Raw genomic sequence first — 18,770 nt, forward strand, 5'->3', positions numbered from 1 at the left:
CGAGCCGCGAAAAATTTTCCGATGGCGGGTTCCGGAAATATTTCAAACTCACCGATCGAGATGGATCGCCTCTCCTTCCACCCGGACCCGCGCGCCGAGCGTCGAGGCTACGGCACGCGCAAAAGCCTCTGGCTGGTCGACGCGAAAATAGCCGACAAGCGGTTCGCGCCCGAGCGCGGGATTGTCGATCACGATGGCGCGACGATTATAGCGATTGAGCTCACCGGCCGCGAAACCGAGACTCTCGCCGTCGAGCGCGAGCTCGCCGGTCCGCCACGCCAGCGCGCGATCGATCCCGCCGGGCGCCGGCGTCACTTTCACGCCAACGCTTCCCTCAGGCACGAAGCCGCGATTTCCCGCCGAGATGCGAACACGCCCGTCGCCGCCTTGCGACCAGGCTTCCACGACGCCTTCCGTCACCAATATTTCGGCGCCGGACGCTGTGCGGCGCACCGAAAAGGCCGTGCCCACCGCCTGCACCCTCACCGTTCCGGCCTCAACCAGGAACGGCCTTGTCCGGTCATGCGCGACCTGGAACCAGGCCTCGCCATGCTTGAGACTGATCCTGCGCTGGTCGTCGGACATCTCGATTTCGACGTCGCTGTCGGTGTTGACGGATGCGACCGAACCATCGGCCAGCGGCACCCGCCTGATCTCACCGATAGCTGTCGCGATCTCGATCCGGTCGGCAGGGCTGGCGGGGACGAGCAGAAAGGCAAGAGCGATTGTCGCCGCCAGCGATCCGGTAGCGACGAGCGGCTTCCAGAACCGCGCCGGACGGGCCTTGCTCTCGTGCTCCTCCCCTGCTCCCAAAGCCCTGCCGCGATCGAGATAGGCGAGCGCGGCCTCGGCGCGCAGCAAGGCGCCGGCCCGGCGTTCATCCGCAGCGAGCCACTGATCGAGTGCTTCCTGATCGACCGCCTCGAGCGGTCCGCCGTCGAGACGCACGGCCCAGGAGGCGGCCGTCTCTTCGTCAGTTTCGCTGCTTGCCATCTTCTCTCTTTCGCAAACTGGCTTGCTGTCCTTCATTTCGCCCCTGCGCGGCGATCGCCTTCAAGATGAGCTTCAGACCGCGTACGGTTTGGGCCTCGACGACCTCTTGGCTGACGCCCATGCGCGCCGCGATCTCGCGCTGCGGCAAGGCCTCGACACGGCGCATGTGGAATATCTCGCGGCACCGGTCGGGAAGCGCATCAATCAGCGCGCGAACCCGTTCGAGCTCCAGGCGGGCGCTGACGCGCCGCTCGGGATCCGGCGCCTCGTCGGCAAGGGCGAGAGCATCGACCTCGGCAAGGCTGTCGATCCGCACGATCCGGTCGCGGCGAATGCGGTCGAGGAGCACCGTACGCGCTGCGGTGAAGAAATAGGCGCGCCCGTCCCGGATGTGGGAAACATCGTTAAGCCTGGCGAGCTTGAGGTAGGTATCCTGCACGATGTCGCCGATTTCATGCTCGGCGACCGCCATACGCCGGAGCCGTGCGCGCAGCTCACCTTCGTGCGGAACGATATTGCTCCCCACCCAGGCGACAATGGCTCGGCGATCGGACGGCAATGAACCCTTCGCTTCCTGTTCCGGCAAGACTATCAGAGCAAGGACGATTGGCTGCGAGATTTCCTACGAGGGGCGCGTGTTTTTTGCCTGAGCCTGATCACAGGCTCGTCCGGACCGAGCCCGTCTGGCGGTGTTCGGGTACCGTCGCGGGAATAGCCGGAATCCAGGGCGTAGTTTTAGAGAGGTCCGCTTCCGACCAGCCTTTCGCGTTCAGTATGGCAAGGCGGTTCGGCTCTCAAACGTCGGGTTCTGGCAACGGCGGACGTTCGAGCTGTTTTGCAGGAACGTCGAGAATGTCCCAAGGGCCGTCGAATTCCGGACTGTCGGCAGCCGACCAACTCGAGACATTCAACGGCGTTAATGTGAGCGTCGGCTTTTGCTGAAACCCGCCATTCGGGTCGAGCAAACTGGCCGGTCGGCTTTGCGCCTCAATATCAGACATTCGAAGGCTGGCAGCGCGACCCTGAAACCCGCCGTTCGTTCATCAAACTGAGCACAGCTTGCGGAGGTCCGCCCTTGGGACGAAGCCGTTATTCGGATACGGTCCGCTATACGACAGCTATCGCCAAATTCGGTCGGCAGTTAATCTGAAATCCGCCCGCCCGGTCCAGTTCCTCTTGGATGACGACGCAATGCCATGATCAAGGTGACCGTGACTGAACCAGACAGGCCGGAGCGACGCCGCAGGACGCTCGCCCCTCTCACCATCCCGCAGATCGCCCACGGTGGCCTGCAGGAAAGCCAATCCCTCGACTTCAAGCGCGAGGTGAACATCGACAAGTTCGAGGGAAAGATCCGTCTGCTCGACGATGTCGTGGCCTTCCTCAACCGAGGGCCCGCACGCATCGTGGTGGGCGTAGAGGAGAAGGGTGGCCGGTTCGACAGCTTCCGTCCAATTCCCGGTGACGCCGATAAAGCGGCGCTGCGGATCCAAACGCTCATCCAGGACAGCATAGCGCCAGTTCCATTGGACGTTCAGGTTGTGCCGCTGCACCTTGAGGCCGGCTTCATCCTCGATATCCAGATTCCGCAGCATTCCGGCGCGCCATTCATGAACCGTCTCTCCGGAGGCTATCTGATCCGATCGGGCGCTCGGAACCTTCCGATCGACCCGGGGATGCTGCGAAGCCGGTTCGTGGAGGAGTCGGCGTGGATGGCACGGCTCGAGGAACTCACAGCCAGCGAAGACGTCAGAGTGCAGGCGGGTGGACGCCTGGCGATGCGGCAGGCGCTCAGGATCGGCATCCTCCCGCAGGAACACTTCGACCATCATCGTCACGCTTTCGAACAGGGCGATCAGATCCGATATCCGGGTCCGGTGTTCCACCCGCATTCCGATCCCTGGTTCAAGGCCGTGGAAGACGGACACGAGATCATCGCCATCGACCTGAAGCCTCAGGGGGTCGAGCGCCTGTTCGTCCGGGACGACTGGTTCGTGCACGCCCATGCCGCCTTCGCCATTCGACAGCTGAGCGGCGAAGGGCGCCTGGGAATGCACGAGTTCAACGAGGAAGTGAAACGCTATCTGGGCGAGCTTGCGGCCTTCTTCGTCATGCAGGAAGTCGAAGGTCCGTTCGCGATCACCTTGGCACTTCAGTCACTGGGCGAGAGCGAGCATTTCGGTGCCTGGTTCCCTCGGACGAATGTCGTTCGAACTCTGCGCCCCCGGATAGTCGGGTCGCTCGATGAGCCGACGTTCATCGACGATTTCCTCCGGAAGGTTCGGCAATCCTCTATCTTCGGTTAGGCGAGAGATCAGCCGCGATGCTGCGGAAGTCGACGATATGATCCACCAAGGCCTGGGCCCGCTTGGAGAACTGCATGGGCACCAGATGATCCGTGACCAGGGCGGAATCCAGCTGGAGTCGATCGACCGGGATGCCGGTCAGCCTGGCCAACCCAGCCGGTTGGGCCTTCAGGAATGTGATCCGGTCGAGATGCTTCTGGATGGGCGTGCGCTTGCCACCCGGTGGAGCAAGGGTCGCATACTCCTGCAGCCTCTCCCCGATCTCCCCGATCGAGCGGGCACGCTGAAGGCGCTTGCATTCGATGGCTAGGACACGCCCGGATTCCTCGTGCCAGGCAAGGACATCGACATCTCCCAACTTCTGCTTGCCGCCGAGTTCCGTCAGCTTCACATCCGGGCGGGCCTTCCATCCGACCTCGACCATCCGATCGGCCACCCGACGGTTGAACTCATGCCCTTCACGGTTGACGGCGGTGCCGATCCAACTGCGCATCTCCTTCATTGAATACAGCTCGACCGGCAGCAATCCCTTCCCGGTTTCGAGAAGCCGCTGGACGAAATGGTCCAGAAGGGTCGGATAGACCAGAATGACAGGATCCTCCCCGCCGCCGACCTGGAGGAACGGGCGCTGAAGGAGTGAAAGCCTTCGATTGAAGCGCCATGGATACCAGTCGCGCTTCTTGGCGCCGGCCGGATCATCCTCGTCCCACGCGGCCCGCGGACGAAGCGACAACGCATCGTAGCAGCGGTCCGCGTCGATCGCGGGCTCGTCATCCGCGGGGCCCGCGATCCGCCCGACCAGTTCGCTCCGTATGAGACGAAGCATGTTGCTGCCAGTCGCGGCGGCCTCGTTGGCCAATCCGCTCGCAAGCCGAACCAGCCCCTGCAGGCTGATCGCGTATTCGGCTTCGATCGCCGCCTTCCACTGCATGTCGATCTTCAAGGCGGATGCAGCCGGAACTGAGCTGAAATTGCTCCCGTAATCCTTCGCGGAGCCCCGAAAATCGCGCTCTCCCTGGGCCTCGTAATAGGGGCGCTGCTGGGTCCGCTGGAACGAGCCGTCGAAGGTCAACGCACCACTAGGGGTGACGACGGGCATACTCGCGACCAGATCCCAGCGGATCGCGTCGCTCTGGTTGGCACACTCGATGATGACCGCGACATCGGCGAGCATTTCATCGAAGTCGGCCTGGGTGACATCCATGCCGCCCGCCTCCGGACATGTGCATATCGCCATCTCCGCGATCACGCGGCTGGCGAGCGATGCCATGCCGCGCTTCGACTCCATGTGGTTGAACGCCGATACGATGTCCGCCTGGTCGCGATACAGCGCAAGAAGCGCCGACGCGGTCTGCGCCCATTGCTGCCGATCCCATGCGACACGATCGTGATTGTTCAGCGTGAAGGTGGCCAACCTCTCCCGATCCAACGTCATCATCAGCGCACGGACGCGGGCCCAGACCGCCTCGACGGCGGCGTTCAGAATGGTGGATGCGTCGTCTTTAGACAGCGTGCCGCTACCACCGGTCCATCCCGAAACGCCGGCCAGATCAAGGCGACTCCATGAAAGATCCTCCTGCTGGAGCAGGCGAGGCCGTCCGAGACCCGCGGCGGCATAAACCAGCGCGCTCGGTGTGCGAGGCGGCAGCATGTGGAAGAAACGCGCCTGCGTCGACCCGGCAATATCGAGGGACAGGGCCTCGACCCCATCATGGTCGATGTCCGCGCCTGACAGAGCGAAGGCTCCGCGGATGATCGCCCCAATAATCAGGCGCTCACCTATGTTCTCGGCCCGACCAAAACTTCGGAGATGGTCCGCTCCGCAGGCGATCACGATAGCGCCGTCATCGAGATCCACCTTGGGCGGACCGAACGCTGCGTCCGGTGGAGGTGGCGCGCCGCCGATCTCGTCCGCACCAGGGACGGAGATACGGATACTGATCTTGCCGGACGGGAGGTTGGGCAGCAAAGCATCCAAGCGGGGGACGGCCCGCACCAGCCAGTTCTGAGCTGCGTCCCAGACCTGATACTCCACCGACTTCCCGGTCGGCGTCACGGCTGTAGCGACCAGTTCTATCCACCAAGGACGTGACGCCGTCTCCACACAGGATAGCAGGCGTCCGCCGACGGCTTCTGCGACGCTCGAATAGAGGGGAAGCCTTTCAACCTCGCCGAAGAAGACGTCGAGGCTAGTGCGCTGGACCTCGACCCAGTGGCCCGCGCCGGGTCCTCGCGTGACATGGGCGTCGATGAGGGATCGAAGACGCTGGCGGACGTTGGCGATGAAGTTCGTCGCGATCTCGAAGGGGCCGGGCGCGACTTCGTCCGGCACGATCGCCATCGAATGCGCCTGCATGAACCCGTATAGGTTGACGAGGCCATTGACGTTATGGATCCCGTAGCCCCGGGAGGCCAGGCGACTGTCCTGGTCAAGGATCTTCCACAGACGAAGGGCGTCGAAATCATGCTCGCACCACATGCGTGCAAGGTCGGACTGCTCGATGCCCGTGAAATGCCAGCCATCTATCGATTCCGGCAGCATAGTCGCGAAGCCCCGACCGATGCCCGCGTGGACGACAACCGTCATCCCTCGGCGATAGCCCGCCTTGCCGGCCAATTCCCTCGATGTCGCGATGAGGGCCGCAGTCAGTTCAGAGGGAAGACGCTGAAGGGAGCGAAGCCCTTGGTCCAACGCGTCGGATAGGTCTTCGTGGACATGTACCACGTGGATCACGCCGCCATCGTCGAATTCAGCCACGAAGTCGCGACAGCGCTCGATCAGGGGCTGCGGTGACCGGATGCCCTTGATCCGAAGGCCCGCCAGCCCCGGGCCCGCCAGTTCAGCCAGATGGAGGTTCGCGACGAGATCCTCCACCTCGGGCAGATCTCCCGCTTCGCGCGCGCACTCGATGATGTACCTGCGGATGGCGGCGCCTATGGCGGTCGGAAGCGCCACGACGATGGCTTTGCCATTCCATATGAGCGGCCGCCTCTCGAACGTCGTATTGCCGAGGGTCTCGCCTTCGATCTGAGCCCGATGCTCTTCCAGAAGTACAAACGGGCGGAGCAACGGTGCGCGTATGGCGAGGCCACGCAGGTCGCTGACCGAGAAGGTCACCCGACCTTTCGCCTCCTCCAGGTCTTTGCTGACGATCCGCAGTTTCTGCCTCGGCCGTCCCGCCGACAGAGCATACCTTTCCAAGCCGCTCCGCTCGGCGAGGACGTCACTCAGCTTGAGCAGCGCAAGGCAGGAAGATAGAGCTTCCGCAGCCCATTCACGGTCGCTGAAGCGTAGCACTGCCTGCAGCAGCGCCCTGACACCAGTATCGTTGTCACCCCACAGTCCATCGAACAGGCGCCGATTGCCTTCGGGAGAGGGGACGTTCGACACGAAGACGTCTTCGACCGGATCCTCAAGCTGACCGATGTCGTCACGCAGCAGAGCATCGTTCAGCCACTCGCGCAGATGCGCTGCGGATGGCGCGCGTGCACCATCCGCATGCACGGCCGCTAGGGAGGAGAGCATCTCGAGCCTGAAGGTCGCCGGCTGATTTTCGGATTCCGTGAGAAGTCCGCCTACAGCAGTCGCCAACTCGTGAAATGAGCAACGGCTCAGGCGACGTGTAAGCGCCGAAAGCCGAACTGAGGTGCCGGACAGTCTCAGCGTGGCGTCAGATGCGGCCAACGCACCGAAACTCCTCCACGCATTCCATTTCATATCTTCACGAGCCATGTCTCCGGCATAGCAGATGCTGTCGTCGCGTGAGTCATACGAAAGGGGGGTGTTCGTCTTTCCACCCGACGCCTATATTGCCGGCAAGGCTCTCTACAGGAGCCTGCCGCCCGCCAGCAGCGAAGCCGTGATCGGCACTGTTCTGATGAAACGACGGTCCTCTTCGGATCCGTTGCTAGGTGGTGGGCGGGCGACGCTTGGCAGTATGGATCGGGAGAATGACATGTCCGATATCAAAGAGCTGCGCCCAAAAACCATTGCGGGCATCAAGCGGCTAGCCAAGCGGCTTCAATCCAACTCGACGCTGACCAGAAGCGCTGCGCTCAATGCTGCATCTGTGCAGGCAGGCTTCCAGAACTTCGCGCACGCCAACCATGCGATCGATCAGGCGAAGGCTCCGTCTGCGAAAGTCCAGAGCCAACTTATGAGCCAACGCGAAGCATACCGTGTGCGCAGCCGTGCTGAATGGGTGAAGAGGATCGACAGCGTACCGGGTGCCTCCGGCTCCGCCTCCCTATCTTGGGACACGCTTGCAGAGATGGCCCGCGTGCTGGACGCATTCATGGGATCCGGGCAAAATCATTGCCACTTCCCGGCTGGTGGCGGCCACGACCTCACCGGTGTGCGCCTCTCGCGGTCTGAGCCCGGCTGTCTCGAATTCCGCGTTACCAATAGTCTTGTCTACATTGGGCGGCCCGTTCGTCTCCGACTGGAGCGCATCGAGGCTGAGCCGGCGGAATCCTACCTCTACATTGAGCAGATGGAACTGGCGGAGTCCGGGGTGTATCTCACGGATGAAGACGATGACACGCCGAGACGTATCCGCGACCAGGAGGAGCTCGTCGATCTTGGCGGTGGGGAGTATGCGGAGCGCGGCGCGTGGGACCGCGGCTTCACAAATGACCCCGAGGATCCCCTGCCCGATTCCGCACGATTGGTGAACCGGATACTACGCGGCGATCTCATGCTGGTCGGCAAGGCCAGCGTCTGGAACGGCAGCGGGCAGACCTACAATGGCCTGCATAACAAGCTGGGCTCGTCAGGTGTGAGGCAGCTGATCGAGACCGGGCTGGCGCGTCGGGCCGTATAGCGACCGAACTCCGGCCCGTTCGGGTGGTGGAAAGCCCCTCGCCAGACGAAAGGGCAGCGCGGGATAGGCGAAAACGGGAACGGCGCCGGCCGGTGCGGATGCGTCGTCCTGGTCAACGTGTGGAGTGAATGCGGGGATTGCGATTACGGAGACGACGCCGAAGCGACCAGGGTTCGCGCATGGTGCAGCACCCTCTATCCGTCTTAGTAGCGGCTTCCCGAATGGCTGTTTCGAGAAGCCATCGCGACGCGCCGAACGACAATGTCTGAGCGCCTACCGACCGGCAGCTTCATGATGCTGATCGGCAGCTCTTTGCAGACCCGGACATTCGCGCCATCAGACGTGAACGGCAATATCTGGTCGGGAGCCGACTCCGCGTGAGCGTCAGCTATCCTCTCAATCCAGCTCCAAATTAGACAGTCGACTTCCGACTCGGAAATTGCCGGGCCGGTTCCGCAAAAGCTGCCGGTCGGCAATGCGCCCCACTTTCAGTCGTACGACGAGCGGTGTGCCTGACCCACGAACAGCCGTTCAGATGGACGCGCCCGTCGGCGATCATCGGGGCAGATAAATCGATTACGCGTTGCCGGACATCTGAGTGCCCAGGTGATCCCGGGCATAGCGCGTGCAAACTGAACCAACGCCCAAGGGTCTGCGATTGGAAGCATCACAATCGCCGGCCTCGGGAGGCTAAGGGGCAGTGAGGGGCGCGGCAGCGACCATGTCGACAAAGATGTGGCGCAGGCGAATGGTGTGGTCCGGGGTCTGGGCCAGCGCGTTCTCCAACACTGCGAGAGCCATGGGATGCGAGGCGCTGGGCACGAGGACGGCTTCCTTGCCATAGGCATTTTGAATGCGCTGGTCGATCGTTGTTACGATGCCGCCGACCGGCAAGGTCAGCACATAGCCGAGCATGAATCCCCAATCATGACCATTGGCGTATTGGCCGCTAGCAAAGCGCTCAACGCCTTGAGTCACATAACTGGCGCTAAGGCTAGGTTTGGCTGCGTCGACGCGCTTGCACTCGATTGCGACGAAGGCGTCTTCATTGCCGAACTGGTGGGAGAACTGCAGGGTAATATCGATACGGCCGAGAATCGCCGGATCGTTAGTCGCCATGTTGTCGACTTCATGCTCGCCGCGAACCTGCAGATTGGTGATCCCGAGCGCGCGTTTGACGCGCCGTATCGCTTTTCGAACGACGATCGTCGTCGGCACCTCGAGCATACCCGGCGTGACGTGCTGCCGCGCTTCGTCGACACCGCGGCATACGAGGTCGAGGACAGTGTCGACTTCGTCCGAGGATAGCGCGAACGCCGGGTTGCCATAGGGTTGATCAGGCCCGAGGAGCGCCATCGCGCCTCCGCAGCCAATGGTCGGCTAATATCACGTCGGCATCGTTGAGCCCGATCGTGCGAGTCCAATATCGCCGTTCAGAAGGCTTCAGAATGAACAGGGCATCGTCGCTGTAGATGCGCAGTTGCCGACGCTCGTTGAGATAAGGCGGGACGTCCGCGTCGAACCGGCCGCGGAGTAAGCGGGCGAGACCAGCCAGATCGTTCCGGTCGCCGTCGCGCACGACCGGCGTTGTACCGGGGGCGCCCGGTGCCATGTTCAGGCGTACTGCGGTGACCCCGGGGATAAGTCGATCGCAGTCCGGTGCGATCAGCTTTTCATCATAGACATGCGCCTCAAGATGCCGCTCTCCCCGGGCACGTAGATAGGCGTTCACGGTGGCGACGACCTGGCCCGCGTAGTTTCGCATGTCGGCGTCACCGGCAGACAGCACGAATCCGGCCCGTTCAACACGGTTCTCAAAAATGAGGTACCGTGCCTTATCGACGGCTTCGGACGCGAGGACCGCTTCCTCCGGTTCGAGTTCGTACAGGTCGAACACGGCGCGATCGAGCGCCTTCAAAATCTCGGAGTCGCCCGGGCTACGCGCCGCAGCCCGCTCGGCATCGATGACGGCTGTGATTTGAGCGTTGTCGACCGCGTCGAAGTGAGGAACGCGTAGCGAAAGCAGATCGTGCGGTTGGACAGTCGGGCGCTCCAGCCCCCATGTCGGACCACCCAAAGCGCACTGAAACGAGGTCAGGGACGAATTGAGGATGCCGGAGAGCAGATAGGCGAAGCGGGTATCTGCTTCCGCGAAAGAAATGCCGAAAAAGCTCTCGGTGTACAGTCGGTCCACGTCCGCAACCGCACAACTATAGCGACCACGCTGCGCTGCGACTTCAGAGCCAACCTTGGAGCATAGAAGCAATGGCCCCTTGAATATTGCGCGGGAGCGGGTGCGGTGGAGGGTTTCGTGTTCGAAAGCGTCGAGTGAGCTGCGCAGCCAGAAGGGCGTGAAATTATCCGGCGTTACGACCTTCAGGTCGAAATAGTCTGCGGGGCTCTTGGTCTGCCCCTTGCCGTTGACCTTGAACCCCTGTCCGCGATGCGTGCGAGCATGAAGGCCGATCCGGTCGAGTGCCTCTCCCAAGGTAGGAAATTCGCGCTCGAGACGATCGATCAGCCATCCGTCGCGTACGGATCCGAACGTCGCTGCCTTCAGGAACGGCGGGACAGACAAAACGCGATCCAACGGGATCGAACGAATTTCGCTTGGCCCAACATGAAAGACGCCGGTCCGACGGAAGTCCGGTGTCCACGGGATCGACCCGACCAGAAGCCTATCCTCGGCGGTCGACAGGGCACAGCGCGCCAGAAACAGCAGGGCCGGCCCGACCGCGTCGGGAAACAGCTTTTCCCGGCGAAGATAGGACAGGTTGATCAACGCCGTCGGCGCCATGCGCTTCAGCAAGTCGCTTCGCGCGGCAACTGCTTGGCGATCCTTCGAGAAGAATGGCGTGGCCTTCATGACCATGCCAACCCGCCCGGTCTCACCGGCAAGGCGGGCGGCTAGGGTCAGAAACGCCCAATCAGGGCTTCGGCGCGGCCGAGGCGTATTGTCCTGCTGCGTCGACGGCTTTGCGACCGGCACGGTCTGGCTGACGAACGTCCAGGGAGGATTGCCGACCACAGCCGAGAAGGTGGTCGAGCTGATCTTATCCGGAAGCGCGCCGAGAGAATTCGCCTCGAACAGCGTGCGCCCGATCAGTCGATCGAATTTAAGGTCGGCGAGATCGTTGATCGGATCTTCGTCGAGTTCGAGCGCGGCGAGATACAGGCTGAAAGCGGCAATGCCGAGCGCCGACCGGTTGATGTCTATTCCGAACAACTGCCCGTAGAGCACTTGCCTGACGGTATTGCGCGACGCCGGGCCGCCTTCGCTCGCGCGCCATACCAGTCGCCGGAAGGCCTCGACCAGGAACGCGCCCGAGCCGCAAGCCGGATCGATAACCGTGCCGCCGGCGGGGAATTGTTCGAAGACCGGATCGAGAGTCAGGTGAACCAGTTCGACCGGCGTGTAGTGGAGGCTCTGGGCGTTGGCTTCGTCGAGTGCGCTCGATCGGGCAAATTGCTGGTAAATCGAGCTGATGAGGTCGATCGGAATGGCATTGAATCGGAATCGAAACAATCGGCCCTGCCCCTTGCGATCGGGGATCAGGCTGCGGCCCTCGATGAAGTCGCGGATCGGTTCCAGATGCGCTGCCGTCAGATGCTCACGTTCCGCGCCGGGATCGTCCATGGGGAACAGATCGCCGTTGAAGGTCGCGCGTAGCCATTGGAACAGGCCAAGGGTGCTCTCCGGTGTGGCGAACATGTCGCTCAGGTCGGAGGACAGATTGCTTGGCAGGAAGGGCTGAGCCAAGCCTCGGTCGAGCAGATACCAGGTGAAGATGCAGCGCCCGACAAATCGCTGGGCGATGTCGCGGGCGAGCGCCTGTGCGCGAGGCGAGGCGTCGGCGGGCGTCAAGGCCACAAGGCGATCTTCGAGCGCGCTGATCTCAGCCAAGAGCTCGCGATCGACGCGGTGCCTGCGATCGATGCGTGCGCCGACATTGCTGGCCCAGAACGCGCCGGTCTCGGTCGTCAATCGGCCGCACGCTGCGTCCAGCGCGCGCAAGCGCTCGGGCGAGCCGAGATCGAAGCGATCGAGTTCGGGCGGGTCCAATTCTTCAGGCGATGCGTCGGGCGCAGCGTAGCAATCGTATAGCCGGACATCGGTGGGCGTCACAATCCAGAGTAGCGGCGCTACGCCGACGTTCCATGCCGCCTCGTACCAACCACGTAGATCGGCGGGGGTCGGCGGCGCCTCGCCCGCATCCTTGAAGATGTTGGCCGGTGCGCCCTGGGCTGAGAATACCGCATCGGCGTTCAGGCCGACGCGGTCGTCAGCGATGACGGCACGCAGGCGTGGCGGGACGTCGCTCCCTGCGACCGTCATCCCGGGCGCAGGGCGGCCTTCGCTGTTGAAATAGCCCGTCGCTTCGAGCGCAGACTTGAATGCCGCGCTCGTCATGCCGATCGCCTTCGCGTCTCAACCGCGACCATTGGGGCTTTCGCGGGCGACGCAGCGACGGGAAGCGCGGGAAACAGATCGAATTGACCGGCCGCCTCGGCAGGGCGTGGCAGCGCGAACCCCACTGCTAGGATCTCGAGATGCGGGTCGAGATGGACGATGATCGCATCGTCCCGTGACCTGTCGGCATGGCCCACATCGACAAATGACCAGTCGTTAGGACTCCGCAGGACCAGTGCCTGACCCCACAGCGCGATGAATGAGCGCGATTTGAGGGCACGACGAAGTCCGGCAAACAGATGTCGGTGGGCTTGAAGTTCGAGGCGAAACTTGTCCTTCAGGATGACCGCCATGCGCAGGACAAGGATGGTCTGCCAGCTGAATTGAGCCGAAGACCCCTGTTTGCGGGCAGGCTGATCTGCCGGGATGAGGGCGCGCCGGCTCGTCCATTCCCGCAGCTTGGCCGGCGTCAGGCCGGTCAGCTGTAACGCTAGGCGTTTCGGCACGAGCTTCATCATCATCCCCAAAGTTGGGTCATCACCCCCCAACTTCCCGAGGTTTGGGTATCAGACTCGAAGTTTTGGGCAACAAAAAAGGTACGAGGGCCGGCGTCGTGATGCGGCCGGCGCAGGCCCGCACCTCAATCGCTTGTGGTTTTGGCCGCGGGAGCCTCCTGGGCATCGGGAACTCAACTGCGTTTCCTCTGCTCGACGTCGCGTTCGGCGCAGGTCCGCTTCCCGCTTTTTGGCGCTGAAAGCCGACAGGCCGCTACCGGCCCAACTTCAGTCGTAACGCGACGCCGCCCGGACAAACGCTGAACGTCGGCCCCTGACAAAAGCTGCCGTTCAACATCTCCCGTGCGAACGTCGGGAATGTCCCCAATAGCGACAGCTCCGCGATCGCTCAGCGAATTGGCTGCTTTCGAGATCGGGGCCATCGGGTCCGAACAACCGAACCAGGGGCGGTACCGACCGATGGCCCATGCGAGCCTCGAAGCAGGTTCACCTCATAAGGCAAGAATGCCGCCATGCATTCCAAAACGAATGCATCGACACGTGGGCCCTCATCGCCCGGGTGCCTGCGACGAGCCTGGCGTCGACTGAACCACCGGCCCCGCCCATGCAACGCCCGCGCAGCTCCACCCCCTCACTTCAGCATCATCCGGTTCGCGTCCACATGCCGGAACGCCTTGGACCGGCAAGTGAGCAGGATCACCTGCATGCGGCTGGAGGCATCCTTGAGGATATCCGTCATCGTCTCCAGACGCGTGTCGTCGGAATAGACGAGCGGATCGTCGAGGATCAGCGATACCGGCGCCCCGTCCTCGAGCAGCAGGTCAGCGAATGCGAGGCGCGTCAGGATCGCGAGCTGCTCCTGGGTGCCGCGGCTGAGATCCGCACAGGCCTCCTCCATCCCCGCCCTCGCGACCCCGGAAAGCCCGAGCGCCTCGTCGAACGACAGGCCGGAGCCCGGGAGCAGGCGCTCGACATAATGGCCCGCGCGCCGCGTGACGGGCCCCATGAAAGTCCGCGACGCTTCGTTCGCGGCATCCAGGAGCACGCTGCGGAGCATCTCGAGCACGTCCGCCTCGCGCCGCAGCTTGTCGACCGCGGCGATGGCGGCATCCTCTTCCTCGCGCGCCTCGGCGAGGACGCCGGCGGGACCCGTCGTCCCTTCGCGCGCGATCGTCGATTCCAGCGACGCGATCCTCGCGGTCAGCTCGAGCCGTTCCTCGCCCGCACGCCTCGCCGCGCGATCGAGATTCTCGATACGCCGGCGAATGGCGTCGACATCGAACGCCCTTGAGCCTTCGCGCGCGTCTTCCAGAGCCTCGAGCTTCTGGGCCCGCTCGCGCCTTGCCTCGGCGAGCGCACCCTCCAGCGCTCCGCGATCGCCGCCCTCGAGGACATTGCGGAGGTCCTCCCGCGCCGCCACATCCTCGCGAAGCGCCGATCCCAGCTCCGCCTGCGTCCTGGCGAGCACCGTCTCCGCCTTCGAAAGCGCAATCCGGCTGTCGTCATGCCGTCCCGCGGCGTCCGCCTCGGCAAGCCTCGCCTCGCCCAGCCCGGCCTCCAGCGCATCCAGATCGTCCGCCGGGGGCAGCGCATCCGCCATGCCCGCCCCGAGCTCCGCCACAAAGGCGCGCAGCGCGTCGGCACCCGGCGCCAAGGCGATCGTCGCATCGCCCGGACAGGCGGCCGCCATCTGCGAACGCAGCGCCGTCAGCTCGCGCGCGGCGGCCGCGGCCCGTTCGTTCCGCGCGACGCCCGCGGAATGCGAGTCGAGGCCCAATGACCGCAACGCGGCGGCGAGCGCCTCGCTCGCGGTCGCAAGATCGGCCTCGATCGAACGCCCCGCCCCCCGGGGCGGACGGATGGTGACGCTGCCCGCATCGCCAAGCTCGATCTTCGTCGCGGCGAGAATGTCCAGCCATGCGACGTCGCTCTCCACGCCATCGATCCGCAGCGGCACGCCGTCGCCGACCGCGACCTCGACCCGGACCGCGCCCGCCTCGAACCGCGCGCGCGCCTCGATCGCCGCGCGCTCGAGCTTCGCGAGATCGCCGAGGTCCCGCTCGGGGATGGCGCCGGCGGCTTCCTCGACCAGCAGCCGCTCTCGCGCCTCGAGATCGGCAAGCGCCCTGCGCGCATCGACCGCGCGCCGCGCAGCCGCCGCCACGGCATGGGCGCGCGCACGCTCGCGTGCCTGCCCAAGCGCCGTCTCGCGCGCTTCGCGCATCGACCGGGCGTCGTCGAGGCAGGCGCGCAGGCGCTTCTCCTCGTCCCCGGCACCGTCCGAGGCGGCCCTGGCGGCCGCTTCCGCGACGCTCTTCTCCTGCAGAAGCGCGGACGCGGCCACCGCGCGCGTTTCCGCCGCCGCCAACCTTTCGATCCGCGACGAGGCGGTACGCGCGACCTCCTCGGCGCGCCCGAACTGCGCCTCCGCCGCCGTCGCGCGGAGAACCGCGCTTTCGGCAACCTTCTGGTCCGCCTCGAGCGCCTTGCGCGTCTCCACAGTCTCCGGATCCACCAGGTCGCGCTCGAGGAGCCTCAGCCGCGCCTTGACGCCGTCCAGTTCGGCAAGCGCGTGCTCATAGTCCCGAAACCCGGTCTCCGCCGCCTGGCGCGCCGCCGCCGCGGCGCTCGCTCTTGCTTCGGCGGCGAGGAGGTCGCCGCGCGACTTGCCCGTCGCCGGCGTGCGCAAGGCGGAATAGGCGGTCTCGACGCCGGCCCGGATCGCATCGAAGCGGCGTCCGCCGGTGACCGCGCCGACCTCGGCCTCGAGCACGCCGCGAATGCTGTCGCGCACGATGCGATTGGGGCCCTTCACCTCGAGCGCGCCCATCTGCTCGACCCACAGCATGCCGAGCGGCCCGCGCGTCTCCTCGTCGGTCCCGCGGCTGTTGCCGCGCTCGAAGCCGAGCAGCTGCTGGAGCGTTTCCTCCGCCGCATCGCTCTCGCGGCGGCCGCCGCCGCCCTCGAGCCGGACGAAGGCGGACTTGAGGAACTGCTTCTCGAGCGTCCAGCCCTGCCCCTTCACATCGAACGCGATCGCGACGCGGGGCGCGACATCGTCGCCGAGCGGCACATAGGAGCGCACCAGTTCGGTCTTCGCCGAATAACGGACGAAGAAGGCGGCGCGCAACGCCTCGAGGATGGTCGACTTTCCGGTCTCGTTGGGCTCGATGACGATGTTGAGCCCGTCGGTGAACCCCTCGATGCGCAGCGGTTCGCGGAACTTGCGGAAATTCGAAAGCGCGATCGATCTCAGGATCATCGCACCGCCCCCGCCTCGAAGCGCATCGCCTCGACATAGAGGCGCTCGAGCGCGGAGGCCGCGATCCCCGCGTCCGCGCCGCCGGTCTCCACGCGCAAGCGCAACGTCTCGGTTGCACGTGCCAGCGCACCCTGCACGTCGATGAGTGCGATATCGTCGTCCGTCGGCCGGACGCCGAGGCCGTCCGCGTCGAGATCGAGATGCCGCAGCTCGTGCGCCAGGCGGTCATCGAGCATCGCGAGGATGGCGACGCGGTCGGCGAGACTGGCGACGCCCGAAAGGCCGAGCGACAGGAGCATGTCGGGCAGGCGCCCTTCCCCGCGCAGCATGGCGAGCTCGCGCTCCAGCTCGTCGGGGTTCGCGACGCTCCAGCGCCGCGACAGCCAGCGATAGCGTCCCGTCTCGATACGCTCGAGCGACGGAAGCTCGCCCGAGCGCAACCCCGCGACGATGCAGCCTCCCGGCTCGTCGCGTCCGAACCGGTCGGTTTCAGGGGTGCCGCTATAGGCGGTGCGGTCGCCGACCTTGAGGAAACCGTGCCAGTCGCCAAGCGCCAGATAATCGAGACCGGCCGTCCTCGCACGATCGGGCGGAATGAGGTTCGCGGCGTCGCCCGATGCGCCGAACTCGGTGATCGAGCCGTGCGCGAGGCCGATCCGCAACGCGCCGGGCGGGGTCGCCATATCGGCCATCGCGGCCGTCGGATCGGCGACGGTCTTGCGGTGCTCCAGGGGCGCGGGCAGCAGCCAGGCACCCTCCTCCATCTCGACCGGCTCGGCGGTATCGACGATCCGGACATTCGACGGCGCCCGGCTGCGCACCCTGCCCCACAATCCGCCGGCGCGGGCATGATCGTGATTGCCGGGCATCAGCCACCAGGTGACGGGCGCCCTTTCCATGCGCGAAAGCGCCTGGGCCACGATCCGGTCGCCGGGCTCCACATTGTCGAAGACATCGCCGGCGACAACCACATGGCTCGCCCCCGTCGATGACGCGACGCTGCCGAGCCGGTCGATCGCGTCGAGCCGCGCTTCCGACAATGCGGCACGCACATCGGCCGGAAACCGCCCGAACGGCTTGCCGAGCTGCCAGTCGGCCGAATGCAGAATCCTGAGCGCCGCCATGTCATCACTCCCTTCGTCTTCGCCCTACAGCCTCGCAGCGCTGGGTGACAGAGTCTGTCGCCCATCACCCGCTTGCGGCAGCGACCCCCGCGCGCCGCCCGCTCGCACCTGCCCGCGCCGCCGGACAATATCCCCGCCGGTCCATATCCGGCCGGATCCGATCGGGATGACGAACGATATCCGTGCGGACCTGGCGCCCGAGCGCCCGTGCGCCGTCGCGCGCTGAGGGCTGCGGGCTGCGGGCTGAAAGCTGAAAGCTGAAGACGACGCATCCGCAACCGAATCAGGGAAGCGCCGGAAAGGCCCGACGATAATCATGAACCAGCTCGCGCAGCGCCTGGGGCGCAACGACCTCGACGGCATCGCCCCAGGAATAGAGATGCCAGGTCATTTCGAGATGGCCGGACGCGTGGAAGCGCACGATCAACGACCCGTCCTCCGCCTCCTGCGTCGTCTGGGTCGGATGGAAGACATAGCGCCGCGCATGCGCCGCGGCGTCCGGCCGGAAACGCCAGATCACCTCGCCGAACTCCTGCGCACTCACATAGGAACCGAAACCCTTTTCCGCATGGCGCCTGAGATTGAAGCCGGGATCGATTTCGAACGAACCCTCGAGGCATTCGGCGTCCTGGATCTCCTCGACGCGGTAATGCTGAAGACTGGCCTTCGCTCCCTTGGCGGTGTCGCGCGCCACCAGATAGCGCCGGACGCCGAGGAGCAGCCCGTGCGGCGCGACGATCCGCTCGCGCGGCTCATCCTCCTCGCGCGTGCGGTACATGATCCTGAGCAGATTCGGCCCCTTCAGCGCCTCGTAGATCGCCTCGACCACGTCCTCCCCCGCGGCAGGTCGCGGCCCGGGTCGCGCGGCATGGCCGAGCGCCTCGAGCACCGCCTCCTTGTCGACCGCGAGCCTGGTGCCCTGCTCTGGCGGAATGAGCGCGCGGACCTTGCGCTCGAGATTGCGGGCCTGCGCGGCTTCCTGCGCCATGCCGGCACGGTCGAGCTGCGAGATCGCCTCGGCGAGCGCGACCAGCTCGTCCGACGACGGGGTGAGAAGCGGGGCGATCGCCCGCGCGGGGATCGTCCAGCGCGCGCGCCTGTCCTCGCCGATCATGTGCTCGGTCTGGGGAAAGGCGGACTGGAGCGCGAGCGTCATGCGTTGCGCCGTCCGTTCCGAACAGGCGAACTCCTCCACGATGTCGTCGAGCGTCACTCCGCGGCGGCCCGTCGCCATCATCGCGAGCTTCAGCAGTTCCTGTGCCTTGGAGAACGCCATGAATCACCCCGCCAGACCATTTCGTACCCGGCGATCATGGGGGTGACAGGTTTTGACGTC

The 18,770-nt window shown here is 64.8% G+C and carries 12 protein-coding genes; 2 read left to right on the forward strand and 10 right to left on the reverse strand.

Annotated elements, in window-relative coordinates:
• Positions 1 to 48: 48 nt before the first annotated feature.
• The 3 genes from K7G82_RS13725 to K7G82_RS13735 form a co-directional block, all read right to left on the reverse strand.
• Positions 49 to 993 carry a FecR family protein gene (locus K7G82_RS13725; RefSeq protein ID WP_222990473.1) on the reverse strand — a complete coding sequence of 315 codons (945 nt, stop codon included), beginning with the start codon at positions 991 to 993 and terminating at the stop codon, positions 49 to 51.
• Positions 974 to 1,519, reverse strand: a complete 546-nt coding sequence (locus K7G82_RS13730; protein WP_343228582.1) for an RNA polymerase sigma factor — start codon at positions 1,517 to 1,519, stop codon at positions 974 to 976. The genes K7G82_RS13725 and K7G82_RS13730 overlap by 20 nt, the downstream gene beginning before the upstream one ends.
• A gap of 268 nt (positions 1,520 to 1,787) precedes the next feature.
• Positions 1,788 to 1,994 carry a hypothetical protein gene (locus K7G82_RS13735; RefSeq protein WP_222990475.1) on the reverse strand — a complete coding sequence of 69 codons (207 nt, stop codon included), beginning with the start codon at positions 1,992 to 1,994 and terminating at the stop codon, positions 1,788 to 1,790.
• 195 nt (positions 1,995 to 2,189) lie between these two features.
• Between K7G82_RS13735 and K7G82_RS13740 the strand changes: the two genes are divergently transcribed.
• A complete protein-coding gene (locus tag K7G82_RS13740) occupies positions 2,190 to 3,299 on the forward strand; it encodes an AlbA family DNA-binding domain-containing protein (RefSeq protein WP_222990476.1) in 1,110 nt (369 codons plus the stop codon).
• On the opposite strand, the gene K7G82_RS13745 is transcribed toward K7G82_RS13740, so the two are convergent.
• Positions 3,286 to 6,984 carry a hypothetical protein gene (locus tag K7G82_RS13745; RefSeq protein ID WP_222990477.1) on the reverse strand — a complete coding sequence of 1,233 codons (3,699 nt, stop codon included), beginning with the start codon at positions 6,982 to 6,984 and terminating at the stop codon, positions 3,286 to 3,288. The two genes, K7G82_RS13740 and K7G82_RS13745, sit on opposite strands and share 14 nt — an antisense overlap.
• A 64-nt stretch (positions 6,985 to 7,048) precedes the next feature.
• On the opposite strand from K7G82_RS13745, the gene K7G82_RS13750 reads away from it, so the two are divergent.
• A complete protein-coding gene (locus K7G82_RS13750) occupies positions 7,049 to 8,122 on the forward strand; it encodes a hypothetical protein (RefSeq protein ID WP_222990478.1) in 1,074 nt (357 codons plus the stop codon).
• Between the two features lie 690 nt (positions 8,123 to 8,812).
• On the opposite strand, the gene K7G82_RS13755 is transcribed toward K7G82_RS13750, so the two are convergent.
• The 6 genes from K7G82_RS13755 to K7G82_RS13780 form a co-directional block, all read right to left on the reverse strand.
• Positions 8,813 to 9,478, reverse strand: a complete 666-nt coding sequence (locus tag K7G82_RS13755; RefSeq protein WP_222990479.1) for a hypothetical protein — start codon at positions 9,476 to 9,478, stop codon at positions 8,813 to 8,815.
• Complete coding sequence (locus tag K7G82_RS13760; RefSeq protein ID WP_222990480.1) at positions 9,459 to 12,533, reverse strand: N-6 DNA methylase; 3,075 nt, start codon at positions 12,531 to 12,533, stop codon at positions 9,459 to 9,461. The genes K7G82_RS13755 and K7G82_RS13760 overlap by 20 nt, the downstream gene beginning before the upstream one ends.
• Positions 12,530 to 13,048, reverse strand: coding sequence for a hypothetical protein (locus tag K7G82_RS13765; RefSeq protein ID WP_222990481.1), 519 nt, complete (start codon positions 13,046 to 13,048; stop codon positions 12,530 to 12,532). The genes K7G82_RS13760 and K7G82_RS13765 overlap by 4 nt, the downstream gene beginning before the upstream one ends.
• Positions 13,049 to 13,679: 631 nt before the next feature.
• Positions 13,680 to 16,310: an AAA family ATPase gene (locus tag K7G82_RS13770; RefSeq protein ID WP_222990482.1), complete on the reverse strand. Its 2,631-nt coding sequence runs from the start codon at positions 16,308 to 16,310 to the stop codon at positions 13,680 to 13,682.
• Positions 16,307 to 17,434, reverse strand: a complete 1,128-nt coding sequence (locus K7G82_RS13775) for a metallophosphoesterase family protein (protein WP_222990483.1) — start codon at positions 17,432 to 17,434, stop codon at positions 16,307 to 16,309. Before K7G82_RS13775 ends, K7G82_RS13770 begins: the two co-directional genes overlap by 4 nt.
• Before the next feature lie 283 nt (positions 17,435 to 17,717).
• Positions 17,718 to 18,710 carry a helix-turn-helix transcriptional regulator gene (locus K7G82_RS13780; protein WP_246623548.1) on the reverse strand — a complete coding sequence of 331 codons (993 nt, stop codon included), beginning with the start codon at positions 18,708 to 18,710 and terminating at the stop codon, positions 17,718 to 17,720.
• Positions 18,711 to 18,770: the final 60 nt, after the last annotated feature.

Source organism: Sphingomonas colocasiae, from assembly GCF_019880585.1.
In the GTDB taxonomy this organism is placed as follows: Bacteria; Pseudomonadota; Alphaproteobacteria; order Sphingomonadales; family Sphingomonadaceae; genus Sphingobium_A; species Sphingobium_A colocasiae.

Excerpts from the sequence above, each read along its gene's own strand:
- K7G82_RS13755 (WP_222990479.1), bottom strand. The coding sequence starts at position 9,478 with ATGGCGCTCCTCGGGCCTGATCAACCCTATGGCAACCCGGCGTTCGCG.
- K7G82_RS13725 (WP_222990473.1), bottom strand. The coding sequence starts at position 993 with ATGGCAAGCAGCGAAACTGACGAAGAGACGGCCGCCTCCTGGGCCGTG.
- K7G82_RS13775 (WP_222990483.1), bottom strand. The coding sequence starts at position 17,434 with ATGGCGGCGCTCAGGATTCTGCATTCGGCCGACTGGCAGCTCGGCAAG.
- K7G82_RS13750 (WP_222990478.1), top strand. The coding sequence starts at position 7,049 with ATGCTGTCGTCGCGTGAGTCATACGAAAGGGGGGTGTTCGTCTTTCCA.
- K7G82_RS13760 (WP_222990480.1), bottom strand. The coding sequence starts at position 12,533 with ATGACGAGCGCGGCATTCAAGTCTGCGCTCGAAGCGACGGGCTATTTC.
- K7G82_RS13770 (WP_222990482.1), bottom strand. The coding sequence starts at position 16,310 with ATGATCCTGAGATCGATCGCGCTTTCGAATTTCCGCAAGTTCCGCGAA.
- K7G82_RS13780 (WP_246623548.1), bottom strand. The coding sequence starts at position 18,710 with ATGGCGTTCTCCAAGGCACAGGAACTGCTGAAGCTCGCGATGATGGCG.
- K7G82_RS13765 (WP_222990481.1), bottom strand. The coding sequence starts at position 13,048 with ATGAAGCTCGTGCCGAAACGCCTAGCGTTACAGCTGACCGGCCTGACG.
- K7G82_RS13735 (WP_222990475.1), bottom strand. The coding sequence starts at position 1,994 with ATGTCTGATATTGAGGCGCAAAGCCGACCGGCCAGTTTGCTCGACCCG.
- K7G82_RS13740 (WP_222990476.1), top strand. The coding sequence starts at position 2,190 with ATGATCAAGGTGACCGTGACTGAACCAGACAGGCCGGAGCGACGCCGC.